The sequence below is a fragment of the Peribacillus sp. Aquil_B1 genome (genome assembly GCF_022603275.1).
In the GTDB taxonomy this organism is placed as follows: Bacteria; Bacillota; Bacilli; order Bacillales; family DSM-1321; genus Peribacillus.
In genome coordinates, this window is sequence record NZ_JAKXEE010000001.1 from 401,785 (window position 1) to 426,326 (window position 24,542).

The window sequence follows — 24,542 nt, forward strand, 5'->3', positions numbered from 1 at the left end:
TTCAGTATTTTCTCGTGTTACTCCACCAGAAATGAGTTGGTAGCATGTATATTACTTCAAGGGAAAAATCAATCATAGAATTGATCATAAAAACATCAGGAAAACATACAGCCTTATCCATTGCGACACAATTGAATGTTAGTGTCCGGACGGTTCAGCGTGATCTAAAGTCCATAGAAAAAATCCTGCAATCATTTGAGTTGCATTTAACACGCAATACACATGAGGGCCTGTCCATCGACGGGAAAAATGAACAAGTCTTTCGGCTTGTACAGCACCTGATGGGCAATCATCCGATCGATCAAACGCCACAAGAAAGAAAGCTGCATCTCCTTTTAGCTTTACTGCAGGAAGAATCATATAAAACTCAAGTTCTTGCGGGGGATCTCGGTATAAGCATTACGACTCTTACAACCTATTTGGACGAACTGACTGAATGGTTAAAGAATTTTAATATCGTGATTACGAGAAAAAGGGGAGTCGGAATAGAGCTTGCCGGCACCGAAGAAAATAAACGGAAAGCCCAGGCAGCCTATTTCTTGCACTTCTTTAATGAAGAACTGATTGAAAGTTTATTTTTGCTGCAAGAAGGAAAATTTCCAGAAGCGAAAATCCTCGAATATTTCGATCCTGAATATCTTCTGGCTATCGATGGGGTGCTGTTTTCCACTTTTAACAGTGTCCATTCTCGTTTGGCGGATAGCGGGTATATAGGGTTAATTGTACATATTTATGTAACCCTGCAAAGGAATGAAAGCCAATTTTTTTTGGAGAAGGACTTCAAGAAAATAAGCGAACTTTCCGATGAGAATAATCTCATGAATAAAATAGGCAAGGAACTCAGCACTATGCTGGAAGTCTCTTTTACCATTGATGATATAAGCTACCTGGCAGCCATCCTTAAAGGCTCCAAGCTCCATGCGGCGGATGCCGTTCCATATGACAGTGTGTTGCTTGGCCAGCTGATAAGAAACCTGATAAAAGATGTTTCGGCACAACTGCAAATCGATTTGACCAAGGATTTCCCATTGTATCAAGGGCTCCTTGCCCATATGGAACCATCGCTTTTCCGGATCAAACAGGAAATGGGATTATACAACCCCTTAACCGAAGAGATAAAGCGAAAGTATCCGGTTCTCTTTTTGGCAGTGAAGACGAGTCTGGAAAAGGGATTCAAAGAAATAAAAGAATTTCCTGAAGATGAAATAGCCTTCATCGTCCTCCATTTCGGATCTGCATTAGTGCTGCGGGAGGAAGAAATATCAATAAGGGCACTCATCGTTTGCCCGACAGGTATCGGCACGTCGAAGATGCTTGCAAGCCGGATCAAAAAGGAAATCTTCGAAATCGAGACTGTAGAGATCAAGACGATCAAAGACATACAGCAGCAGGGCAGTCTGAAAAACTATGATGTGATCATTTCTACCGTCCGGCTTCCGTATATCGATAGTGATTATATCCTTGTATCACCTCTTTTGAGTGAAGAGAATATTTTGAACATCAGGAATTATTTAAGGAAGAATATCGAAAACTTCACGAAGAATAAGCGTTATGGCATTCAGTCAGCCCATAAGGATACCGTGACCAAAAAAGAGGATGGGGAATTGAAAGAAGTGCTGCATGAATTGAAAGATGCCCAGCAGAGCATCGAGTCGATCATGGATAATTTCCGGTTTTATCGGCTGCCGCACTTGAAAGGACATCCAGAAATCATTGAAGAAATGGTCAGGATGGCAGAAGCGGAACAACTTTTAATGGGTGCGGATGATGTGGTCGGATCCTTGAAGGAACGGGAAAAAAAAGGCGGTTTAGGCATTCCTGGCACTGGAATGGGCCTTTTCCATACGAGACACAAGAATGTAAAAGAACTGATATTCCAGGTGGCCCACCTGGAGGAATATCGTCTGGTCAAAGGTATGGACGGAAATGACGTCCATATGAAAAATTTACTGCTGATGCTGGCACCTGAAGAATTGAGTGTAAAACAGCAGGAAATTGTCAGCTTAATAAGCTCAAGCTTAATTGAAAGCAATGAATCCATCATGATTTTTTCATCTTCGGACGAAGAAATGATTAACAGAAGGCTGGAAGCCATATTTTTGGATTATTTATATACTAACTTGATAAAGGGATGATTGTAATGAAACAAGCAGTACATTTCGGTGCAGGAAACATTGGAAGAGGCTTTATCGGAGCGCTCTTTTCACAATCTGGATATCATGTGACATTTGTAGATATAGCTGATCAAATCATCGACCAGTTAAATGATAAAAAGCAATATCTAGTCAAACTGGCCACTGATCAACAAGAATCCGTCACAGTAGAAAATGTTTCGGGTTTAAACAGTTTAAAGCAGGAAGAGGAAATCATAAAAGCAATTTCCGAAGCAACCTACCTCACCACTGCTATCGGTCCCAATATTTTGCCTCATATCGCTCCTTTAATTGCAAAAGGGTTAGCATCAAGGGTGAAGGAAACCGATGAAAAACTATATGTGATCGCTTGTGAAAACCAAATATCGGCAACAGACCTTTTAGAAGGCTACATTCTAGAAAACTTGGATCAAGATACAAAAGAAAAACTAGCCGATAAAGTCTACTTCTTTAACTCAGCAGTCGATCGCATCGTTCCTATCCAAAATAACGAAGGATCACTCGATGTCTTGGTGGAACCTTATTATGAATGGGTCGTTGAAACGAAGGAAAGCATTCCTGCCGTTGAAGGGATGACCATTGTAAAAGAACTCGCTCCATTCATTGAGAGAAAACTGTTCACCGTTAATACAGGACACGCCGTCATTGCTTACCTCGGTTATCTCAAAAATAAAAAATCGACGATTGACCAATCATTGGAGGACGCAGGCATCGTAGAGCAAGTCAAGAAAACCCTGGGGGAAACGGGCGCTTATTTAATACAGCAATACGGTTTGGACGCAGATGAGCATCAGCAGTATATCGAAAAAATCATTAATCGATTTAAAAACTCCTACCTGAATGACTCGGTGAATAGAGTCGGCCGTTCTCCGCTTCGTAAGCTCGGGCCAAACGACCGTCTCGTGCGCCCTGCCGTACAAGCTAAAAAAGCCGGACTTTCCTATACTAATCTGGCGAAAGCGATAGCCGCCGCTTTACTCTTTGATTTTAACGAAGATGAAGAAGCCCTTAAACTGCAAACGATGATCAAAGAACACGGTGTAGCTACCGCACTTAAAGAAGTTAGCGGATTGGACGAAAATAGCGAAATAACCAAAGAAGTTATCAACCACTACAACAACTTGAAATAAAAGCCGAGAACTCCTGAAATCCTTTTTCAGGAGTTTTTTCTTAATCAAAAAGATGGAACTGGCATCCGATAATCTTTAAAATTCAAAAAAAACTTGTAAACAGTAATCATTACGTTTTATAATGAAAGGCAGTCAAAACAAGTGGATTTATTTAAGGTTTAAATCGTAATCATTTTGATTTGTTTGAAAGGAGCTTTTTTATGAGATTAGGTTTTAAAAAAATGCGGATTAGTGCAGTAAATCAAAAGTTAGGTGCATTTACTTAAGAATTTGGGTGCTATTGCGAGATTTAGAGCTGTTACTCACGGGTTTGGCGCATTTACTCATGAGTTCGGAGCAAATACTCGTGAGTTTGGCGTGTTTACTCGTGAGTTTGGCGTGTTTACTCGTGAGTTTGGCGTGTTTACTCGTGAGTTTGGCGTGTTTACTCGTGAGTTTGGCGTGTTTACTCGTGAGTTTGGCGTGTTTACTCGCGAGTTTGGCACATTTACTCGTGAGTTGGCACAAATACTCGTGAATTTGGCACAAATACTCGTGAATTTGGCACAAATACTCGTGAATTGGTGTTTACTCTCGTCGAGGAGCATTACATAGTTTGATTCTGGATAAGCATTCAACAATGCGTTACGTAGTTTGTCATGATAGTAAAGCAAAGCTGGATTATAAATCGTAATCAATACGATTTTAAAGTGTCCAATAAAAATAGTTGAGGTAATGGGGGAAATAAATCGTGTTCAGAAAATGTAGATTGATTTTTATTGTATGTCTAGCATTCTTACTTTTGACTGCTTGTTCCACCGAGTCTGCGAATGATCAAGTGGGAGGGGAGAAGAAGGTGAACTTGCTTTTTAATTTTGCGACTAGCTCATTAGACCCGAATGTCGATACTAGTTATGTGTCACTAAGGGCTGGGATCACTGAGACATTGGTGCATCTCAATGATGAGGATTTGACCATCGAGCCTTGGCTGGCGAAAAGCTGGGATAGCAAGGACGGTCAATTATGGAATTTCGAGTTGAGGGAGGGTGTGACTTTTCAGAATGGAAAGCGGATGGATGGCAAAGCAGTGAAGGCTTCGTTGGAGAGGGCGATGAAAGATAGTCCGGCGATTAAGAATGCCTTGCGCATTGAATCGATTAAAGCGGACGGAAATGCGCTGACGATTAAGACGGAGGTTCCTTTTCCTGAGTTTCCTTCTGAATTGGTTCATCCAAATACTTCGATTATTGACGTGAAGGAAAGTGATTATATAAACAAGCCGATTGGAACAGGGCCATTTGCCGTTTCGAAATTCATACCAGGTACGGCTGTTGATTTAATACGGTATGAGTCTTACTGGGATGGGGCCGCAAAGCTTGAGAGCGCCAGGTTTTCGTTTAATGAAGATGCCAATGCACGGTCTCTTGCCCTTGAATCGGGAGACGCCGATATTGTTTTCCGTCCGGAAGTGGAAAGTCTGGAAAATTTAAAGGCGATAGATGGTGTGAAGGTTGAATCGACATCCACTTTCCGCGTCCATCAAATGACGATGAATTTGGAGAGAAAAGCATTGCAGGACATACACGTCCGAAAGGCGATAGATGCCATGATCGACCGTTCATCGATTGCGGATACGATTTTGCATGGTCATGCCGAAGTGGCGACTGGTCCATTTCCATCTACATTCTCTTTTGCTCCGGACTATCAGAAAAAAGAGAATGGAATGGAAGCGGCTATGGGGTATCTTGATCAGGCGGGATATAAGAAAGTGGATGGTGTCATGCAAAAAGACGGCAAACCATTAACGTTTACACTTCTTACATACAGTTCACGTGCCGACCTGCCGTTAATTGCCCAAGTTTTTCAATCGGATGCCGGCCAGTTGGGGATTGATGTGAAAATCAAGCAAATCGAAATCCCTGAAGAGTATATGGCTGCCAATCGCGATTGGGATTTAACGACCTACAGCAATTTAACGGCTCCGCGCGGGGATGCCGGCTATTATTTAAATGCTACCTATCATCCAAAGGGAGCCTTGAACTTCAGTGGGGCTGATGATGATCACCTGACGTCCCTGATTGATAAGCTGAACGTAACCGTCGGACAGGAAAAGCGCTCGGATATAGCTGAGGAGGTTGCGATGTATGTCGATGAACAAGTGTATAATTCTTTCATTTTACATCCGAATACACTTGTTGCTTATGATGCCGATAAAATTAAAAACTGGATCACTTCGAGAAGCGAATACTACATGCTGACGAATGAACTGGATGTGATGTGAATGTTTCGCATCTTAGTCCGGCGATTCATTGAGGTCGTGATTTTTGTCCTTTTGATTACATTCATCTCTTTCCTTTTTGTTCGGCTTGCTCCAGGGGACCCGGTTCTCTCGATACTTCAAGTGGATGATGTGTCGATCACAAACGAGCAAGTCAATGAGCTTCGTGAAGAATTGGGGTTCAATGATCCGCTGTTAGTGCAGTATGGCGATTGGTTTACGGATTTTATCCAATTGGATTTCGGGCACTCCTATCTGACGAATCAGCCTGTGATGGGGATGATCATGAGCGGGCTGCCTGCAACACTTGAGCTGGCGGTTGGCGCATTGCTTGTCATGCTTGGTATAGCCATTCCATTAGGCTCGCTTGCTGCCTTGTACAGGGGAAGCTGGATTGATCAGATAAGCCGTGCCATTTCTTTATTGGGCGCAGCCATTCCCAGCTTTTGGCTGGGGCTGCTCTTGATGGATTTATTTGCGGTACGGTGGGGAGCCCTTCCAACAATGGGCAGGGACGGATTTCGTTCTTTGATTCTGCCGTCAGTCACGCTGGGGCTGGCCATCACAAGTGTGTACGTGCGTTTGCTGCGTTCGAGTTTAATAGATTCCCTCAGTCATGATTTCATCAGGGCTGCCCGATCTAGGGGGATATCAGAAATACGGATATTCTTTGCCCATGCATTTCGTTATAGCCTGCCCCCGGTCATTACCGTATTCGGTGTCAGCCTTGGCAGCCTGATCGGCGGTGTAGTGGTGATCGAAGTGATTTTTGCCTATCCAGGCATAGGTAAGATGGTCGTGGACTCGATTCGGTCACGGGATTATCCAGTCATCCAAGGGTACCTGTTGGTCATGGCCATCATTGTATTCATGGTTAATAGTGCCGTGGATTTATCATATCGCTATTTAAATCCGGAGCTAAGACTGAAGGAAAGGAAGGATGGAAAATGGAGTTAGTTATCAAAAAAAAATCCAAAAGGCGCTGGAGAATGACAGTCCTTTTTACGGTGATGGCTACAGTCCTTGCCGTTGCGGCTTACACCTTTCTTATCCTGAAACATGATCCCGCACTGGTCAATCTGGGAGAAAGGCTATGGCCGGCAAGCATGGAACATCCGTTAGGGACGGATCATCTAGGGCGTGATGTATTGACACGTCTTTTGCTTGGCGCACAGCTGACGGTTGGCTACGGTCTCTTATCTCTGTTTGCCGCGGTTATCATCGGCGTCCCGTTCGGTGTGATTGCCGGTTTTAAAGGAGGTCTGATCGATCGGATTTTCATGCGTATTGCAGACGCGTTTCTCGCATTCCCTGATACAATCGTTGCCATTGTGCTTAGTGGTTTATTGGGACCAGGAATCGAAAATCTCCTGTTGGCGATCGTTCTGGTGAAATGGGTGAATTATGCCCGGCTTGTGCGAAGTACGGTGATCACCGAACGTCAGAAGGACTATGTCACAGTTGCTAAAATCAATGGATTAAGTTCATTTGGGATCATGCGGAAGCATCTATTTCCGCACCTTATCGGGAACGTGATGGTCCTTTCTAGCCTTGATTTAGGAAAAATCATTTTGCTCATATCTTCCTTATCATATATCGGGCTCGGGGCGCAGCCGCCGGCACCGGAGTGGGGAGCCATGCTGAATGATGCCCGTCCATACTTTCAATCCAATATGTTGCTGATGATTTACCCTGGAATCGCCATCGTGTTTGTCGTCCTTCTATCCAACATACTCGGTGATTATTTTCGCGATGCATTCGATGTGAAAAAGGAGGTGGAATCATGAGCATTTTATCCGTGAGGCAGCTGCATATCATGGGGAAGCAAAATCATATCGTCAAGGATGTTTCATTAGACGTGCAGGAAGGAGAGTGGTTCGCACTTGTCGGACAAAGCGGGAGCGGCAAAAGCATGACGGCCATGGCAATATGTCAGCTGCTTGCACCCAATCTCCAAGCGAAGGGGGAAATATGGTACGGGGAAAAGAATTTATTAACGCTATCTTCCTCAGAAATCAGGAAGATCCGCGGAAAGCGCCTGGCTTACATTTTTCAAGATTACCAGGGTTCTTTTACACCGTTCCTTACCATCGGTCAACATTTCGACGAATATCAGCGAACACATTTGAACCTTTCCAAAAAGGAAAGACGCAAGCAAGCGGTCAAGGCGCTCATTTCGGTGGGCCTGAATGAAGATATCTACAGCAGATACCCTTGTCAATTAAGCGGCGGGCAGCTTCAGCGCGTATCCATTTCGATAGCCCTGCTGCTTGAGCCGGATATTTTGATAGCGGATGAACCGACCACAGCCTTGGACAGTGTATCTTCCTTTAAGGTTTTACAGCTGTTATCAAGGCTCCAAAAAGAAACCGGATGTGCGATCTTGTTCATTACCCATGATTTACGTCATGTCAGGAAGTATGCAGATCGCATTGCGGTCATGAAAGTCGGGGCCATCATTGAGACCGGTGATAAAAATCAGGTATTGAATCATCCGCAGCATGCTTATACGAATGAACTGATTCAATCATCGCCATCATTGAGCAGAGTCCCATTTAAGCTTGAAGGAGTGTCAGGATGAGTTTATTAGACGTGCGAAATGTCCATAAAAGCTATGATAACGGAGTGGAAATACTAAGAAACGTGAATTTCAGCATCGAAAGGAAGGAATGCCTCGGGTTAGTGGGAGAGAGCGGCTGCGGAAAAAGCACATTGGCAAGACTTATCCTTCAGGTTGAATCTTTTGACCAAGGCAGCATCTTATTTGAAGGAACGGCGCTGCAAAATAAAAGCGAACGCAGTTTAAAACCGTATCGCAAGAACATCCAGGCCGTTTTGCAGAATCCTGCATCGGCTTTGAATCCAAAACTAAGGATAAAAGATTCACTAATGGATCCATATCTTCAATTTGGCAGCCAGGTCAATCTGAAACATTTTTCGTATACAAATGAAGCGAACTTTATCGAACAGCTGCTGGAATCTGTGGAGCTACCAAGGAGTTTTGCTGAACGTTACCCTCATGAACTAAGCGGCGGACAAAAGCAGCGTGTAACCATCGCACGCGCAATCAGCATTGAACCTGCCCTCATTATATTGGATGAACCGGCTTCAAGCCTGGACGTTCTGTCTCAAGCGGCGGTGCTTAAATTGTTAGGCGGGCTGCGGGAAACTTTGGACATTTCTTACCTTTTTATTTCTCATGATCTGTCGGCAGTACAGGAGATGAGCCATCGAATCATGGTGATGAAAGAGGGTGTAATTGTGGATTCTTTCGAAAACGAACGGCTTTTTCGCAGCGATCGCCATTCATACACAAAAGAATTGATTTCGATGTTTGAATAATGAGGCTGTGTTTTTTGAGTTTTAATCGATGAACGAGTTGCTTAGGCAATTCGTTTTTATTTTGGGAAAAAAAGATATTCCTATAAACTTACTTGACATTATAAACTTATTAAAATATAATCACTTACATAAAGTAACCAACAAAAAGGAGAATTCATATATGAATAAAAATGAAGCAGGTCAAGTTTTTTTAAGGGTAATATTAGGTCTTACTTTTTTCATTCACGGCGTTTCAAAGTTTCAAGGGGGAATAGGAAATACGGCGGGATTTTTCGATAGCCTTGGCATTCCTGGCTTCATGGCGTACATCGTTGCAGGAATCGAATTGATCGGGGGACTTGCGGTTATACTGGGTTTGGGAACACGAATCATTTCCGTCCTATTTGCGGTCATTATGGCGGGGGCGATTTTCGCGGCTAAATTACCTGCTGGTTTTCTTGGAAACGGGCAAGCGGCAGGCTACGAACTGGACTTGGCACTGCTTGCCATGTCTGTCTATCTAGCGTGTGCAAACCGCACGGTTCTTTCTTTGGATCAAGTGATTTTCAATAAAAAAGGGAAGTGACAATATGGATAAAAATTTTCATCAAAAACCAATTACCTTTGTTGGCGAGGTCAGTATAAACGTATTGGATGTAAATAATGCCATTCAGTTTTATCAAGAAATTATCGGTCTTCAAGTATTAAAGAAAACCGACAGGCAAGCTGTTTTAACGACAGACGGAAAAACCCCGTTGCTGACACTTGAGCAGCCTGCTGATGTGATTCCGAAAGAAGGGCGGACGACGGGCTTATATCACTTTGCCCTTTTGCTGCCAAGTCGTGCTGACTTATCGATTTTTTTACGCCATTTACTTCAAACGAAGTATCCATTTGGAGCGGGGGATCATGAAGTGAGTGAAGCGCTGTACATTACCGATCCGGATGGCAATGGCATTGAAGTATACTCTGACCGGCCATCCACTGATTGGAGATGGGCCGATGGGGAAGTCGCAATGGGCACGGATCCGCTGGATGGGAATGACCTTCTGAAAGAAAGCGATGGTGCGTGGAGCAAACTGCCTGCAGGTACCTTAATGGGGCATATACATCTGCATGTAGCGGATTTACGTAAAACGGAGGAGTTTTACATGCAAGGTCTTGGGTTTAGCGTCGTGAATCGATATGGAGGAGCGCTCTTTACTTCAACCGGTGGATATCATCATCACATCGGGTTAAACACTTGGAATGGTGTTGGCGCCCCTGCTCCTAAGGAAAATAGTGTGGGGCTAAACTGGTATACTCTCGTTTTTGCGGATGAAGAAGCGAGAAAAAAAGTAACGGAACAACTGAAAGGAATCGGGGCAGTCGTCACGGAAAAAGAAGGGGTTTTCGCTGTAACAGATCCATCAGGCAATGAGATTCATTTAGTCGTCTAAAATATAAAGCAGAAAGCAATGGTGAGAGGATAATGGGATTCTTAAGTAGATTATTTAGAAATAAAGAAACCGCGGCAGGGGAGAATGGAAAAATGACAAAAGTTTTATTCGTAAAAGTGAATGATCGTCCAGCAGATCAGGCAATCAGCTCGAAAATGTATGACACATTCTTAAAAGCATATAAAGAGACACACCGTACAGATGAAGTGACCGAGCTGGATTTATTTAAAGAAGAACTTCCTTACTATGGAAATACGGCAATTACCGGTTTATATAAACGTAACCAAGGTCTTGAACTGACAGCCGAAGAGGAAAAGGCGGCCGAACTGGTTGACCAATATTTAAATCAATTCATGGCGATGGATAAAGTGGTATTCGCTTTCCCTCTATGGAACTCCACGGTTCCTGCGCCGCTTATCACATATCTTTCCTATTTGGCACAAGCAGGTAAAATGTTCAATTATACGGCGGAAGGTCCTGTAGGGTATGCTGGTGATAAAAAAGTCATGCTATTGAATGCCCGCGGTTCTGATTATGCATTAGAAGGAATGGCTTCTGCTGAAATGGCCGTGAATTTAGTGAAAAATATCATTGGCCTATGGGGAATTAACAATCCGGATGTCGTGGTCATTGAAGGACATAATCAGTATCCGGATCGGACACAAAAAATCATCGCGGATGGTTTGGAAAACGTTGTAAAAGCTGCTGAAACATTCTGATTGCGAAGTGAAATGAATAGAAGCAAAAAAGGCCCTCATTATCAGTGAGGGCCTTCAGACTGTAGACAAATTCGTAGAAAGTGAGTTTGCCTTGATCTCACGGCATTATTCGGCCGTTCACGCATGTATTCGACCGTTCACGCATTAATTCGATCTACACGGCACTAAATTCGACCGTTCACGCATGTATTCGACCTACACGGCGCTAAATTCGACCGTTGATGCATGTATTCGACTACGCATTAAACCCGCTCCCTTTCCTCCTATAAACTGAAGGCCCTCCATGTAATGGGGGCCTTCTTTGTTTTATTTGACCTGATACTTTTTCAAGCGGTATTGAAGACTTTGGCGGCTAATATTCAGGGCCTTGGCTGCTTTGGAGATATTCATTCCATGTTCCTTTAAAATCTTCTCCAAGTATTGCTTTTCAGTATGGGCGATATAATCATCAAGAGATAAGGTCGACTCCTGTATATCTCCATTTGCAGGAGTCTCTTTGCTTTTGGGATGAATGTCTTCCAAATGAGCTTTCTTCCTAAATAAAGTCGGAAGGTGGGGGATGGCAATCTTTGTATCGCCAGGTTCCATTAAATTCATGGCCCCCTCGATGATATGTTCAAGTTCCCTTACGTTCCCGGGCCAGTCGTAATCATAAAAAAGCGAGTAGACCTCATCGCTGATCCCTTCAATATTCAATTCGAACAGCGCATTGAATTTCTCGATGAAGGATTGCGCCAGCAAGGGAATATCCTCTTTCCGTTCACGAAGAGGCGGGATGAATAACGAAACGACGCTTAATCGATAATATAAATCCTTCCGTAAATGATCATTTGAAATGGCATCTATCGGATCTTCATTTATCGTTGCTATGACCCGTACGTCAATTTGTTTATCTTTTGTATCCCCGACACGGCGAATCGTCCTTTCTTGAAGGGCCCTTAATAATTTCGCCTGCATATTCGGATTTAAGGAATTGATTTCATCAAGAAGGATGGTCCCGCCTTGGGCCTGTTCGAATAAACCTGGCCTTTCAATCGATCCGGTGAAGGCCCCTTTCTTCGTACCAAAAAGAATTCCTTCAATAAGACTATCTGGCAGGGCAGCACAGTTTTGGCTGATGAAAGGATGTGTCGAACGGCTGCTGCCATTATGGATGCTTTGGGCAAAGAGTTCTTTTCCCGTTCCCGTCTCCCCGACGATGAGGATGGAGGATGCCGTCCTGGTCGAACGCTTGCTTTTTTCAATGACTTCCAAGAAATTCTCACTCGTTCCGATGATGCTGTCAAACGTATATTTCGTATCGCCTTTATTCAAGATATTATCTTTAATGATTCGTTCAAGATTCGTTATATCCTTTGCCACTTCAATGGCTCCAATGATATTTTGATTTTGATCCAAAATCGGGAACGTATTATTGATTGTTGTAATTTCTTGTCCGAGATTATTGAAGTAGGTCTGCTTCGAGTTTTCGGTTTTCCTTCCAGAATGAAGCGCTCGTATTAATGTGCTCTCCGCTTCTTCCTTGAATATAAAGATCTCGTGAATCTTTTTCCCTAATACCTCTTCTGAATCCATGCCTTCTATTTCAGCCATTTTCTTGTTATATATAATGGTCCGGCCTTTTATATCGATTATATGTAATCCGATATCGATTACGTCCACTAGTGAATGGAGGATGGTTTGGAAACCTTCTATTTTAACAATTTGATCTAAATGCATGAATGCCTCCCGTTTTTCTTCTTTTCTTAGAGCTATTGTAGAGGAATTGAAGCAAAGGCGCAAATAAAATTTGCATAGCAAGATTATTTTGCATGGAAGTGCAAAAATATTTTGCGGAAAAAGTGAAAAAAAGCTGTTTTTTATCGTTTTTCGTGTTGGCATGAATTTTGCATTAATAAAAAGTGTAAGGTTTAAGCGACAAAAATAGGGTTTAGAGCAAAAAATAATGGCATACTATGTCAATTTTGCCCCAAAAGTGCTGAATTTCATTGCATTTTTAAAAGAAAATCATTAATTTTTCTAAAAAATGAAAAGTTGGCACGGAACTTGCTTGTTAAGTAAGGGAGAAGAAAAAACATAAAATTTTAGGGAGATGAGCCATAATGGTCCAAACATATAAACACGAACCATTTACTAATTTTAAAATCGAAGAAAACAATAAAGCTTTTCAAGCGGCATTGAATGATGTAGCTAATGATCTAGGGAAGAAATATCCGCTAATCATTAATGGTGAAAAAGTGTTTGCTGATGAAGTCATTACCTCTGTAAACCCAGCAAATAAAGAAGAAGTTATCGGAACCGTATCAAAAGCGAATAAAGATCTTGCTGAGCAAGCGATGCAAGCGGCAGATAAGACATTCCAAACATGGAGAAAAACGAAAGCGGAAGTGCGTGCAAATATTTTATTCAGGGCTGCAGCCATCGTTCGGAGAAGAAAACATTATTTCTCGGCTCTATTGGTGAAAGAAGCAGGAAAGCCTTGGAATGAAGCGGATGCAGATACAGCGGAAGCGATCGACTTCATGGAATACTATGCACGTCAAATGCTGAAGCTTAAAGACGGCATGCCAGTGGAAAGCCGTCCGATTGAACACAATGCTTTCAGTTATATTCCACTTGGTGTCGGTGTCATCATCTCACCTTGGAACTTCCCGTTTGCGATCATGGCAGGCATGACGACGGCTGCTCTTGTTTCAGGAAATACAGTCTTATTGAAACCGGCCAGTACAACACCGGTCATTGCAGCTAAATTCATCGAAGTGCTGGAAGAAGCGGGCATGCCTGCAGGAGTTGTGAACTTCATTCCAGGAAGCGGCGCCGAAGTAGGCGATTACTTGGTAGATCATCCTCGTACACGCTTCATCAGCTTCACGGGATCTCGTGATGTCGGTATCCGTATTTATGAGCGTGCTGCAAAAGTTCAGGAAGGCCAAATTTGGTTAAAACGTGTCATCGCTGAAATGGGCGGTAAAGATACGATCGTAGTTGATAAAGAGGCTGATCTGGAATTGGCGGCACAATCAATCGTCGCTTCTGCATTCGGATTCTCCGGTCAAAAATGTTCTGCTTGTTCACGTGCTGTCATAGTGGAAGATGTATATGACCAAGTCTTGAATCGTGCCATTGAATTAACGAAAGAAAAAACGGTCGGGGAACCAACAGATCTAAACAACTTCATGGGTCCGGTCATCGATCAAGCGGCTTACGACAAAGTCATGAGCTACGTTGAAATCGGTAAAGAAGAAGGAAAAATCGTTGCAGGTGGAGAAGGAGACAATTCAAAAGGTTTCTTCATCCAGCCTACTATCATTGCCGATGTGGATGAGAACGCACGTGTCATGAAAGAAGAGATTTTCGGACCGGTGGTTGCATTCTGTAAGGCAAAAGATTTCAATCATGCAATCGAGATTGCCAATAATACGGATTATGGATTAACGGGTGCAGTCATCTCTAACAACATTGAACACATTGAACAAGCGCGTGAGGATTTCCATGTAGGTAACTTGTATTTCAATCGCGGCTGTACTGGTGCCATTGTAGGATACCAGCCATTTGGCGGATTCAATATGTCCGGTACAGATTCAAAAGCGGGCGGTCCTGATTATTTAGTTCTTCACCTTCAAGGTAAAACAACATCTGAAACGCTATAAATTTTAGGGGGAATCAACATGACAACTTTAACGGAAAAATTAATAGAGCAAACAGAACAATATGGTGCAAACAATTATAATCCACTTCCAATCGTCATTGCAAAGGCAGAAGGAGTTTGGGTGGAAGATCCTGAAGGCAACAAATATATGGATATGCTTAGTGCCTATTCAGCAGTGAACCAAGGCCACAGGCATCCGAAAATCATCGACGAATTAAAGAAACAAGCTGATCGCGTAACATTGACATCCCGCGCATTCCATAGTGATAAATTAGGACCATGGTATGAAATGGTTTCACGCATTACGCAAAAAGACATGGCACTGCCTATGAATACAGGTGCTGAGGCCGTTGAAACAGCCATCAAAGCTGTTAGACGCTGGGGCTATGATGTTAAGGGAATCGCAGAAAACCAAGCTGAAATCATTGCTTGTATCGGGAACTTCCATGGCCGTACGATGGCAGCCGTGTCCTTGTCATCCGATGATGAATATAGAAGGGGCTTTGGACCGATGCTGCCAGGGATCAAGCTTATCCCTTACGGCGACCTAGATGCATTGAAAGAAGCGATTACACCGCAAACGGCTGGATTTTTAATCGAACCGATTCAAGGTGAAGCGGGAATCATCATTCCGCCACAAGGATTCTTAAAAGAAGCTTACGACTTATGTAAAGAAAATAATGTCCTATTCGTTTCTGATGAAATTCAGTCAGGACTTGGACGTTCAGGAAAAATGTTCGCCTCTGACTGGGATGGAGTAGTTCCCGATATGTACATTTTAGGTAAGGCTTTGGGCGGCGGGGTTTTCCCAATCTCTTGCGTAGCTGCGAACCGTGAAATCCTTGGCGTATTCAATCCTGGTTCACATGGTTCTACATTCGGCGGCAACCCATTGGCATGTGCGGTTTCCATCGCTTCATTGGAAGTCCTTGAAGAAGAGAAGCTTGCAGAACGTTCATTGGAGCTTGGACAATACTTTATGGATAGTTTAAAAGAAATCAAGAATCCAATGATTAAAGATATCCGCGGCAGAGGTTTGTTCATCGGAGTCGAATTAACCGAAGCAGCAAGACCTTATTGTGAGCAACTTAAAGAAGAGAAATTGCTATGTAAAGAAACGCATGATACAGTTATCCGTTTTGCTCCGCCATTAGTGATTACTAAAGAAGACTTGGATTGGGCAATCGAACGCATTAAAAGAGTTTTATCCTAATATACCTATGAGGTGAATTCCATTGAGTACAACTGTCAAAGAAGAAAAAGAAACTGCCAGCTTGCTTGATTCAACACAGGTCGTAATCAAGGAGGCGCTTGATAAGCTTGGCTATTCTGAAGAGGTGTTCGAGCTTTTGAAGGAACCTCTTCGGATGCTGACCGTCCGGATTCCAATCAAGATGGATGACAATACAACGAAGATTTTCACTGGATACCGTGCCCAGCACAACGATGCTGTCGGTCCGACGAAAGGCGGAATCCGTTTTCATCCCGAAGTCGATGAGGAAGAAGTCAAGGCGCTTTCAATGTGGATGAGTTTGAAATGCGGAATCGTGAATCTGCCATATGGCGGAGGAAAAGGCGGTATCATCTGTGATCCGCGCCAAATGTCCATCGGTGAATTGGAAAGGCTTAGCCGTGGATACGTTCGGGCAATCAGCCAAATAGTGGGGCCGACTAAAGATATTCCGGCCCCGGATGTTTATACGAATTCACAAATCATGGCATGGATGATGGACGAATACAGTAGAATAAGAGAACACGATTCTCCTGGTTTCATTACAGGCAAGCCACTGGTACTGGGTGGTTCACACGGTAGGGAAAAGGCGACGGCACAAGGTGTCACCATCTGTATCGAGGAAGCGGCAAAGCGTAAGGGCATAGAATTGAAAGGTGCACGCATCATCGTCCAAGGGTTTGGGAACGCAGGAAGCTTTTTGGCCAAATTCATGCATGATGCTGGTGCGAAAGTGATTGGCATATCGGACGCATATGGTGCCATCTATAAACCGGATGGTCTGGATATCGATTACCTACTTGATAAAAGGGATAGCTTTGGAACGGTAACGACACTATTCGATCATACAATCACCAACCAGGAGCTTCTGGAACAAGATTGTGATATTTTAGTACCTGCTGCCATTTCCAATCAAATCACCAAAGAAAATGCACATCTTATCAAAGCCCAAATTGTCGTGGAGGCAGCAAATGGACCTACCACTTTGGAGGCAACCAAGATCTTGACGGAACGGAATGTGCTTCTCGTACCTGATGTATTGGCAAGTTCAGGCGGTGTGACAGTTTCTTACTTTGAATGGGTTCAAAATAATCAAGGTTATTATTGGGAAGATGAAGAGGTCCAAACCAAATTAAAAGCGTTATTGGTCAACTCATTTAATCAAATTTATGAAATGTCCGAGACGAGAAAAGTGGATATGAGGCTGGCAGCGTATATGGTGGGTGTCAGAAAAATGGCAGAAGCCTCGATATTCCGTGGCTGGGTATAAGCTTTAGTCAAATAATGGAGAGTGGAGGAGTGATTCCGTGTTAAAACCGATTCATACCATCGAGTGTGCTCAGGATGGGACCGTCGAACAAGTTTACGTTCAAAAGAATTCCTATGTTTATGAATGGGAGAGGCTCTTTTTAGTGAAAACGGAGGATGGGAAATTGATTGATGTTTCAATAGGTGCCAGTGGTCACATTACTGAAATTAATGTTTCGGCAGGGGATCCTATAAATAGAAAGCTTCCATTAGCTTTGCTCCAAGACGATTTTGTTATAACTGGCTCTGATTGATTATAGGAAAGAGGGTGTTCCAAAGGCGGAAGCGATTTCTGCTTTGGGATGCTCTTTTTTGTTGTGGTCATTTATATGGTGATGACAAAGCCAGGAAAAAGTTTGAAAAGAAAAAACGCCCTGTTTCATGGTAAAATATTTAGAATGATTGGACAATGCATCAAGCAGTTCCAAACCAAGAAGCTACAAAGTGGATGGACCGATCTGCGGAGATTGCCACGGTTTGTATGTAAAATTGAGAGGGGGCTGGAAGGGTGAATATGAATGGGGATATATTCAGGAGATTATCCGATTTTGATAATGTTTTGGTCGTAGATGATAAAGGGATTATCATTTTTTATGATATGGCAGATTTAAATGTCCTTAAAGAGCTTGGAATAAGGCCGGAAGAATTCATGGGGAAGAGTGTCACTTCCTTTTATAAAAACATCACGAACGAAAATAGTACGCTGATGAATGTGTTAAGGACGGGAAAACCGTTATGTAATATAAAACAAGAAATGATCACCAAAACGGGAGAGGTCATCGAAACGATCAATTCCACTTTTCCGATAGCCGAAAACGGTAAAATAATTGGAGCCGTAGAATTCTCTAAGCGTTTCTTTTCCAAAGATGCTATCCAATATTTGGACAAATATTCGAGCCATAAAATCTTCAGGAGAAATAATACCGTTTATACGGTCGATGATATTATCACGGTTAACCCTAAAATGGAAAGCATTAAAGATAAACTTGGAAGAATTGCGCTAACGACCTCAAATGTTTTGATCGTTGGGGAAACGGGCACAGGTAAAGAACTTATCGCACAGGCGATCCATAATTTAAGCGATCGATTTGGAAAGCCCTTCATTTCACTTAACTGCAGTGCGGTCCCTGCTAGTTTATGGGAAAGCACTTTGTTTGGTACGAATAAGGGGAGCTTCACCGGGTCGGAAGACATGCCAGGTCTATTCGAACAGGCGGAAGGCGGAACTTTATTTCTGGATGAAATCAATTCCCTGGATATGAATCTTCAGGTGAAGCTTCTGAAGGCGATTGAAGAGAAAACGATCAGGAGACTGGGCGGGAAGAAAAATATCCGCTTGGACATCAGGGTGATTTCAGCAACGAATGAGGTACCGGATATTTTACTGGCGGAGAAGCGGTTGCGGGAAGATTTATTCTATAGAATTGGTGTCGTGCAGATTGACTTGCCAAGCTTGATGGAAAGAAAAGAGGATATAGAAGTCCTTGTTGAACATTATCTGAATTTTTACAACAATACGATGAATATATATATTGATGGTGTTCAGGATGATGTGCTGGAGTGTTTCAAAAGATATCCATGGCCAGGGAATATCAGGGAATTGAAAAATGCGGTCGAGACGGCATATAATCATGTCCAGTCCAGTATAATCACCCTTGATGATATTCCTGGGAGAATCAGAGAGTATACGGGAGCTCCAATGGCTGATAACAACAGTCTTAATGTGAATTCCTTGAAAGATGCGGTTCAGCAATATGAAAAAGAGATTATTGTGCGTCAATTGAGAAATACGAATGGGAAAATTGCGGAATCTGCCAGGCAGCTTGGTATGTCCAAACAATTATTGAAATATAAAATCGAAAAACATAAATTGCGGTAAAAAATTTTTTTACGCTAGAGGGAAAAAATTTCACCACTTTTATTGGATTTTGATAATAAGGGTCACGATTCTATACGCTAATTAGAATCGTGACCATTTTTTTGCCTTGTGTGTAGCGTCATATGCAAGAAATAAGATTGGCACGACATTCGCTTATATAAGTTATAGGCGTATTAATAGCTGGTTTCATTGAGTGATGAGTTTTTTGGGCTGGCAATCTGATTTTTCCTCCGTCGATCGCCCTTGCATCAGGGTCGGATTGGCTTTCGGTTCTAGCGTGCTTCATTCTTACGGGAATTGTACTACCTATTCTGGGAGTTGTGGCGGTCCTGAATTCAAAAGGGGAATTTGAAGAACTGACAAGGCCGATCGCAGACCGTACACCTTAACATCGTAGGGTCTGGCGAAGGTATTTTTCATTTGGAAGGGCATATTGCCATATTCCCTTTCATAAAATGTTATGAGCAAACAAGCCAATTGATCAAGAGCCAGAAAGGAGTTGTTCATGGTTGCTCGAAAACGATTCAACCGCTTTTCTTTATCCGTGTGTGCTTTCTAGGAAATTAAGCCCACGGAAAGAAATATTATGTTAAAATACAACATGAGATTTAACATCAAAAAAATAGTGGTTTTTCTTAATTCAACCAGAATTTACAATAAAATGGTGAATATTCAGAATTCCGCTGTTTAAAAAAGGGGAGTTAAATAAGAGTATGAGAATCTCAGAATTAAAAAGGAACGCCCTTCAGTCGTTGGGAGGTAAATGGGGAGTAACTGTATCGCTGATGTTGCTTCTGTTCTTGATCAACATCATTTTGCCTTTAATTGTCGAAGTGATCGGAAGCGGTGGGTTTTCACAATGGCTCATGCAGGAAGAAACACCGATATGGTCTGATATCTTCAGCCTCGTCTTTTCCATTGCCTTAATCCCGCTAACCATTTCGACCACTTGGTTCTACCTGAATTTGGTTAGAGAAGGAAATCCTGACATTCCAGAAGTGTTTGCTATCTATAAAGAAGGAAAAACCTCTTTCAAGCTTATTGGGGCATCCATCTTACAAGGCATTTTCATTTTTTTATGGTCATTATTATTAATCATTCCGGGTATCATTAAAGGCATCGCCTATTCGCAGGTGTTTTTCTTATTGAAGGATCATCCTGAATACACGGTCCTTGAAAGCATTACAGAAAGCAGAAAAAGGATGAATGGCTTAAAATGGAAGTATTTCCTTATGCACCTAAGCTTCATCGGATGGGGCATCCTTTGCATGTTCACGCTGGGAATTGGTTTATTATGGTTGATTCCTTATGCAGGAACAACAATGGCTGCATTTTATAATGAATTAATTGTGCCTCAAGATGACGATCAACAAATAGAGGTATAAAAGATCAACCGATAGCAACTGGCTATCGGTTTTTTTATTTCCGATTCCCCTTAAAAAGGTTAAATTGATCATTTTTCCTGGTGTATAATAGAATATTGAGAATGCCATTTAGGGGGATTACATAGTGAGTGGGTATAATATTGCGGATCTGATATACCAATTGTTTTGCCTTGTATTTCTAATCCTGATCATCGTAGGGACCGTATCCCTTTTCCGTTCAATCAAGCACCGTAAAACCAGACTGGATATTATGGAAAAGAAAATGGATGATTTGAATGAACTGATTAAAAGGGGCAAAAATTGACGGCTGCAGACAAACTCGAAGAAAAGCGAGTTTGCCTGCAGTTTTTTTCTTTTAAAAATTACAGCTTGATTTCAGAGATCCGCTCCCTTTCCGCAGACTGTCTGCCAAGCCTCTTCACTGCAAGCGGCTGTGGGGTCTCGGCTAACCAGATTTTCGGCAGGAGTGTCGCAAATTTCTTCAATCTAGTAAGGTTTTCATCTTATAAAAGAGTAAAAAAATCATTGAGTATAACCTAATCTAATTTTAAATCATGGTTATCATTCCCTCTGAAAAATCTTGATAGGTATTCGGCAGGAGACCATTCCGAACACGATGTTGTCTGCTTTTTTTATTTGAAAAACGTTCCAGTTGATTGGAGCGGGTGTTCGAGACTCCTGCGGGTAAAGAGCGCCGAGGAGGCTACCGGAACGCCCGCGGAAACGAGAGCCTGGAGTGGAAATCTACGTAAAAAATTATACTGAAATAAATCAGTGAAAATGACTTTGACCGAATTTGTAAAAGAGGATTGGAATTTAAGTATCAATTGAGAGACATAAAAAAATAGAAAAAGAAAGTAAATTGTAAAAAATAAGCAGTTCTACATAGGGTTGTTGGGATTGTGGGGCAAATTTCATGTAAGGCTGCTGGTATGGAAGATGCATGGTTTGTTGCAGGATATTTCCCTATAATGGAATAGATGTGTATTTAAGGATTTGGTGAAAAAAGTCTATCAGGAATGCTCGACCCTATAACAAATCGACTGGGATGGTAATGCTGAACATTCGATCCTTTTGTTAGGTAACTTTTTTAGAAGTGGGAGGAGTCGGTATCATGAAAGAAATTATTGCAGTAAAAGAAATTACTAGGTTTAAAACACGGGCTGAGGAATTTAGTCCGTACGCTTGGTGTAAACGGATGTTAGAAAATGACCCGGTGAGTTATCACGAAGGAACGGATACGTGGAATGTTTTTAAATATGAAGATGTGAAGCGGGTTCTCAGTGATTATAAACATTTTTCAAGTGTACGGAAACGGACTACCATATCGGTTGGAACGGATAGTGATGAAGGCTCTGTGCCTGATAAAATCAAAATCACTGAAGCGGATCCGCCTGAGCATAGAAAACGCCGTTCACTGCTGGCCGCGGCATTCACACCTAGAAGTCTTCAAAATTGGGAACCTCGCATTCAGGAAATTACAGATGAGTTGATTGGACAAATGGATGAGGAAACGGAAATCGATATTGTGCAATCATTGGCGAGTCCGCTTCCGATCATTGTCATGTCGGATTTGATGGGCGTTCCCTCGAAAGATCGTTTATTGTTTAAGAAATGGGTTGATATCTTATTCCTTCCCTTTGATAAAGAAAAACAAGAAGAAGTAAATGAATTGAAGCAAGTGGCAGCAAAAGAATACTATCAGTATTTGTATCCGATTGTTGTGCAAAAACGATTAAACCCGGCAGATGATATCATTTCAGATCTATTGAAGTCGGAAGTGGATGGGGAAATGTTTACGGATGATGAGGTTGTCCGGACGACCATGCTGATTTTAGGAGCGGGGGTCGAGACAACAAGTCATTTACTGGCCAATAGCTTTTATTCCCTGCTATATGATGACAAGAAAGTTTATCAAGAGTTACATGAAAACCTGGATTTGGTTCCGCAGGCGGTAGAGGAAATGCTCCGTTTCCGCTTCAATCTTATTAAATTGGATCGCACCGTAAAGGAAGATAACGATCTATTGGGAGTGGAATTGAAAGAAGGCGATAACGTGGTTGTTTGGATGAGCGCAGCTAATTTGGACGAAGAGATGTTTGAAGACGCCTTCACCCTTAATATCCACCGCCCTAACAATAAGAAGCACCTTACTTTCGGAAATGGTCCCCATTTCTGCCTGGGAGCGCCGCTAGCCAGGCTGGAGGCAAAGATTGCACTTACTGCCTTCCTGAAGAAATTCAAGCATATTGAAGCGGTGCCATCATTCCAGTTAGAAGAGAATCTTACCGATTCAGCGACAGGGCAAACATTGACATCACTACCGCTTAAGGCATTCCGTACAGTATAAAAAAAGAAAAAAACCTTGTGCACTAACCTGCATAAGGTTTTTTTCTTTTTAGTGGGACGCATGGCATATATGTTGAATGGCACCTGTTAAATCGATTGATGTTCATGAAGTCGACAGGAAATCTTATAGTAACCTGAAGTTGAGGTGACAATGACGAATGAAGTAGTATGATAAAGTAGGAAATTTTGTGCCCAGGCAAATTCGCGGGCGATTACACTCACCATGCAATGAAGAAGATATGATAAAATAGAAATTTCCATATGAATCGGTTTAAATAAGTGAAAGGATGTTATTATGAAATTAAAGCAGCAATTAACCATTGCCTTTATTATAAGTGTACTTTTTTTAATCGGGTTCAGTTTCATGGCATTTACCATAAGTGCAAATGAATACCTGAAATTTGATGAAGATGTGATTTCCTTGGTTCAGGGATGGGAGTCCCCGCTTCTCACGGACATCATGAAGTTCTTTACCTACATAGGTTCAACCGGTTCCATTATCATCCTTTCCTTGATCATTTTGTTTTTCTTATATAGGGTTTTGAAGCATCGTTTGGAACTGGTCTTATTCACTGCAGTCATGATCGGTTCACCTCTTCTTAATTTAATGGTAAAGCTATTGTTTCAACGCGCCCGGCCGGATTTACATCGACTCATCGATATAGGCGGGTACAGTTTTCCTAGTGGACATGCCATGAATGCATTTTCTTTATACGGTATTCTTACATTTTTGCTATGGCGTCATATTACGGCTAGGTGGGCAAGGATTCTATTGATTCTGATCAGCATGCTGATGATTCTCACGATAGGTATAAGCCGTATCTACTTGGGAGTCCATTATCCTAGTGATATCATAGCCGGATATTTGGCGGGTGGTTGTTGGATCGCGATTGCCATTTGGGTTTTTCAAAGGTATCAAGACCGCCGGGGGAACAAAGATCGTTAATAAAGGGAGCAAGATTAATGCAAGATAAACAGCCGCGGGTAACAAGTCAGCTGTTGATTCAAGAAAGTTAGGAGCGTATTAAATGGAAAACTGGATTACGGAATTCATGAATGATTTTGGGTATATAGGAATCTTTCTATTAATAGCATTGGAAAATATTTTCCCGCCGATCCCGTCAGAGGTCATTCTTACATTTGGCGGCTATATGACAACAAAAGCGGATATGACGATTATCGGCGTCGTGATTGCTGCGACTATAGGGTCAGTGGCAGGGGCAGTTGTCCTTTATGGAATTGGTTTACTTCTTGATGTTAAGGTCATTGAAAAGTTCGTGGAACGATGGGGCCATATTCTTCGGTTAACGGTATCGGACGTCCATAAGGCGAATTCATGGTTTGACAAGTACGGGGCATGGACCGTGTTTTTCTGCAGATTGGTTCCGTTGATCAGAAGCTTGATCTCAATTCCTGCAGGCATGTCCCATATGAGCTTTTGGCTCTTTCTGCTTTACACAACATCCGGAACATTAATTTGGAACATCATCCTAGTGAATATCGGGGCAGCTGTTGGGTCTTCCTGGGAAGATATAGTAGGATATATGGACATTTATTCAAACATCGTTTATGCGATATTGGCTTTGTTATTGATTATTTTCGTTGTTTTGATTTTAAGAAGGAATAAAGGCAAAGTATAATTTAGAGTTTAGTTGATGGGGCCGTTATATTCGGCACTTCATTACATAACGGAAAATAACCGCCAAAGGCTGTCATTGTGAC

The 24,542-nt window shown here is 42.3% G+C and carries 22 protein-coding genes and 1 pseudogene; 22 read left to right on the forward strand and 1 reads right to left on the reverse strand.

Going from position 1 to position 24,542, the window contains the following annotated elements:
- The first annotated feature begins 44 nt into the window (after positions 1 to 44).
- The 11 genes from MPH60_RS02010 (at position 45) to MPH60_RS02060 (ending at position 11,019) form a co-directional block, all read left to right on the forward strand.
- On the forward strand, positions 45 to 2,135 hold the full coding sequence (locus MPH60_RS02010; RefSeq protein ID WP_241589134.1) for a BglG family transcription antiterminator: 2,091 nt from the start codon (positions 45 to 47) through the stop codon (positions 2,133 to 2,135).
- Positions 2,136 to 2,140: 5 nt separating this feature from the next.
- Entirely contained in the window at positions 2,141 to 3,283 is a 1,143-nt protein-coding gene (locus MPH60_RS02015; RefSeq protein WP_241589133.1) for a mannitol-1-phosphate 5-dehydrogenase, read from the forward strand.
- A 270-nt stretch (positions 3,284 to 3,553) separates the two neighbouring features.
- Positions 3,554 to 3,877 carry a hypothetical protein gene (locus MPH60_RS02020; RefSeq protein WP_241589132.1) on the forward strand — a complete coding sequence of 108 codons (324 nt, stop codon included), beginning with the start codon at positions 3,554 to 3,556 and terminating at the stop codon, positions 3,875 to 3,877.
- A gap of 133 nt (positions 3,878 to 4,010) precedes the next feature.
- Positions 4,011 to 5,543, forward strand: a complete 1,533-nt coding sequence (gene nikA, locus MPH60_RS02025) for a nickel ABC transporter substrate-binding protein (RefSeq protein WP_405390696.1) — start codon at positions 4,011 to 4,013, stop codon at positions 5,541 to 5,543.
- The gene (gene nikB, locus MPH60_RS02030; RefSeq protein WP_241589130.1) at positions 5,544 to 6,497 is read left to right on the forward strand and encodes a nickel ABC transporter permease; all 954 of its coding nucleotides are present in this window, start codon (positions 5,544 to 5,546) and stop codon (positions 6,495 to 6,497) included.
- The gene (gene nikC / locus MPH60_RS02035; protein ID WP_405389184.1) at positions 6,488 to 7,327 is read left to right on the forward strand and encodes a nickel transporter permease; all 840 of its coding nucleotides are present in this window, start codon (positions 6,488 to 6,490) and stop codon (positions 7,325 to 7,327) included. The genes nikB and nikC overlap by 10 nt, the downstream gene beginning before the upstream one ends.
- Positions 7,324 to 8,121: an ABC transporter ATP-binding protein gene (locus MPH60_RS02040; RefSeq protein ID WP_241589129.1), complete on the forward strand. Its 798-nt coding sequence runs from the start codon at positions 7,324 to 7,326 to the stop codon at positions 8,119 to 8,121. The genes nikC and MPH60_RS02040 overlap by 4 nt, the downstream gene beginning before the upstream one ends.
- Positions 8,118 to 8,882 (forward strand): ABC transporter ATP-binding protein, encoded by a 765-nt coding sequence (locus MPH60_RS02045; RefSeq protein WP_241589128.1) that lies wholly within the window; start codon positions 8,118 to 8,120, stop codon positions 8,880 to 8,882. The genes MPH60_RS02040 and MPH60_RS02045 overlap by 4 nt, the downstream gene beginning before the upstream one ends.
- Before the next feature lie 160 nt (positions 8,883 to 9,042).
- A complete protein-coding gene (locus MPH60_RS02050) occupies positions 9,043 to 9,447 on the forward strand; it encodes a DoxX family protein (protein ID WP_241589127.1) in 405 nt (134 codons plus the stop codon).
- Between the two features lie 4 nt (positions 9,448 to 9,451).
- Complete coding sequence (locus MPH60_RS02055; protein ID WP_241589126.1) at positions 9,452 to 10,300, forward strand: VOC family protein; 849 nt, start codon at positions 9,452 to 9,454, stop codon at positions 10,298 to 10,300.
- A gap of 32 nt (positions 10,301 to 10,332) precedes the next feature.
- Positions 10,333 to 11,019: an FMN-dependent NADH-azoreductase gene (locus MPH60_RS02060; RefSeq protein WP_241589125.1), complete on the forward strand. Its 687-nt coding sequence runs from the start codon at positions 10,333 to 10,335 to the stop codon at positions 11,017 to 11,019.
- Between the two features lie 306 nt (positions 11,020 to 11,325).
- On the opposite strand, the gene MPH60_RS02065 is transcribed toward MPH60_RS02060, so the two are convergent.
- Positions 11,326 to 12,738, reverse strand: a complete 1,413-nt coding sequence (locus tag MPH60_RS02065) for a sigma-54 interaction domain-containing protein (protein WP_241589124.1) — start codon at positions 12,736 to 12,738, stop codon at positions 11,326 to 11,328.
- Between the two features lie 383 nt (positions 12,739 to 13,121).
- On the opposite strand from MPH60_RS02065, the gene pruA reads away from it, so the two are divergent.
- The 11 genes and pseudogenes from pruA to MPH60_RS02120 all read left to right on the forward strand — a co-directional run bounded on the left by pruA (position 13,122) and on the right by MPH60_RS02120 (position 24,460).
- The gene (gene pruA, locus MPH60_RS02070; RefSeq protein ID WP_241589123.1) at positions 13,122 to 14,669 is read left to right on the forward strand and encodes an L-glutamate gamma-semialdehyde dehydrogenase; all 1,548 of its coding nucleotides are present in this window, start codon (positions 13,122 to 13,124) and stop codon (positions 14,667 to 14,669) included.
- An 18-nt stretch (positions 14,670 to 14,687) separates the two neighbouring features.
- Complete coding sequence (locus MPH60_RS02075; RefSeq protein WP_241589122.1) at positions 14,688 to 15,881, forward strand: ornithine--oxo-acid transaminase; 1,194 nt, start codon at positions 14,688 to 14,690, stop codon at positions 15,879 to 15,881.
- Positions 15,882 to 15,903: 22 nt separating this feature from the next.
- The gene (locus MPH60_RS02080; RefSeq protein ID WP_241589121.1) at positions 15,904 to 17,169 is read left to right on the forward strand and encodes a Glu/Leu/Phe/Val family dehydrogenase; all 1,266 of its coding nucleotides are present in this window, start codon (positions 15,904 to 15,906) and stop codon (positions 17,167 to 17,169) included.
- A gap of 37 nt (positions 17,170 to 17,206) precedes the next feature.
- The gene (locus tag MPH60_RS02085) at positions 17,207 to 17,461 is read left to right on the forward strand and encodes a hypothetical protein (RefSeq protein WP_076364404.1); all 255 of its coding nucleotides are present in this window, start codon (positions 17,207 to 17,209) and stop codon (positions 17,459 to 17,461) included.
- A 260-nt stretch (positions 17,462 to 17,721) separates the two neighbouring features.
- Positions 17,722 to 19,086, forward strand: coding sequence for a sigma-54 interaction domain-containing protein (locus tag MPH60_RS02090; RefSeq protein WP_241589405.1), 1,365 nt, complete (start codon positions 17,722 to 17,724; stop codon positions 19,084 to 19,086).
- 215 nt (positions 19,087 to 19,301) lie between these two features.
- Positions 19,302 to 19,475, forward strand: a pseudogene (locus MPH60_RS02095) (branched-chain amino acid transport system II carrier protein); the annotation flags it as partial.
- 324 nt (positions 19,476 to 19,799) lie between these two features.
- Entirely contained in the window at positions 19,800 to 20,471 is a 672-nt protein-coding gene (locus MPH60_RS02100; RefSeq protein ID WP_241589120.1) for a DUF975 family protein, read from the forward strand.
- A 124-nt stretch (positions 20,472 to 20,595) separates the two neighbouring features.
- Positions 20,596 to 20,775, forward strand: coding sequence for a DUF4083 domain-containing protein (locus tag MPH60_RS02105; RefSeq protein WP_241589119.1), 180 nt, complete (start codon positions 20,596 to 20,598; stop codon positions 20,773 to 20,775).
- Positions 20,776 to 21,582: 807 nt separating this feature from the next.
- Positions 21,583 to 22,821 (forward strand): cytochrome P450, encoded by a 1,239-nt coding sequence (locus MPH60_RS02110; RefSeq protein ID WP_241589403.1) that lies wholly within the window; start codon positions 21,583 to 21,585, stop codon positions 22,819 to 22,821.
- Between the two features lie 294 nt (positions 22,822 to 23,115).
- The gene (locus MPH60_RS02115; RefSeq protein WP_241589118.1) at positions 23,116 to 23,766 is read left to right on the forward strand and encodes a phosphatase PAP2 family protein; all 651 of its coding nucleotides are present in this window, start codon (positions 23,116 to 23,118) and stop codon (positions 23,764 to 23,766) included.
- Positions 23,767 to 23,848: 82 nt separating this feature from the next.
- Positions 23,849 to 24,460, forward strand: coding sequence for a DedA family protein (locus tag MPH60_RS02120; protein WP_241589117.1), 612 nt, complete (start codon positions 23,849 to 23,851; stop codon positions 24,458 to 24,460).
- Positions 24,461 to 24,542: the final 82 nt, after the last annotated feature.

What these genes read in the sequence shown, in the direction of transcription:
- MPH60_RS02060 (WP_241589125.1), top strand. Translation starts at nt 10,333, where the DNA reads ATGGGATTCTTAAGTAGATTATTTAGAAATAAAGAAACCGCGGCAGGG.
- pruA (WP_241589123.1), top strand. Translation starts at nt 13,122, where the DNA reads ATGGTCCAAACATATAAACACGAACCATTTACTAATTTTAAAATCGAA.
- MPH60_RS02045 (WP_241589128.1), top strand. Translation starts at nt 8,118, where the DNA reads ATGAGTTTATTAGACGTGCGAAATGTCCATAAAAGCTATGATAACGGA.
- MPH60_RS02115 (WP_241589118.1), top strand. Translation starts at nt 23,116, where the DNA reads ATGAAATTAAAGCAGCAATTAACCATTGCCTTTATTATAAGTGTACTT.
- MPH60_RS02100 (WP_241589120.1), top strand. Translation starts at nt 19,800, where the DNA reads ATGAGAATCTCAGAATTAAAAAGGAACGCCCTTCAGTCGTTGGGAGGT.
- MPH60_RS02075 (WP_241589122.1), top strand. Translation starts at nt 14,688, where the DNA reads ATGACAACTTTAACGGAAAAATTAATAGAGCAAACAGAACAATATGGT.
- MPH60_RS02055 (WP_241589126.1), top strand. Translation starts at nt 9,452, where the DNA reads ATGGATAAAAATTTTCATCAAAAACCAATTACCTTTGTTGGCGAGGTC.
- MPH60_RS02065 (WP_241589124.1), bottom strand. Translation starts at nt 12,738, where the DNA reads ATGCATTTAGATCAAATTGTTAAAATAGAAGGTTTCCAAACCATCCTC.
- MPH60_RS02050 (WP_241589127.1), top strand. Translation starts at nt 9,043, where the DNA reads ATGAATAAAAATGAAGCAGGTCAAGTTTTTTTAAGGGTAATATTAGGT.
- MPH60_RS02010 (WP_241589134.1), top strand. Translation starts at nt 45, where the DNA reads ATGTATATTACTTCAAGGGAAAAATCAATCATAGAATTGATCATAAAA.
- MPH60_RS02015 (WP_241589133.1), top strand. Translation starts at nt 2,141, where the DNA reads ATGAAACAAGCAGTACATTTCGGTGCAGGAAACATTGGAAGAGGCTTT.
- MPH60_RS02090 (WP_241589405.1), top strand. Translation starts at nt 17,722, where the DNA reads ATGAATGGGGATATATTCAGGAGATTATCCGATTTTGATAATGTTTTG.
- nikB (WP_241589130.1), top strand. Translation starts at nt 5,544, where the DNA reads ATGTTTCGCATCTTAGTCCGGCGATTCATTGAGGTCGTGATTTTTGTC.
- nikC (WP_405389184.1), top strand. Translation starts at nt 6,488, where the DNA reads ATGGAGTTAGTTATCAAAAAAAAATCCAAAAGGCGCTGGAGAATGACA.
- MPH60_RS02040 (WP_241589129.1), top strand. Translation starts at nt 7,324, where the DNA reads ATGAGCATTTTATCCGTGAGGCAGCTGCATATCATGGGGAAGCAAAAT.
- MPH60_RS02120 (WP_241589117.1), top strand. Translation starts at nt 23,849, where the DNA reads ATGGAAAACTGGATTACGGAATTCATGAATGATTTTGGGTATATAGGA.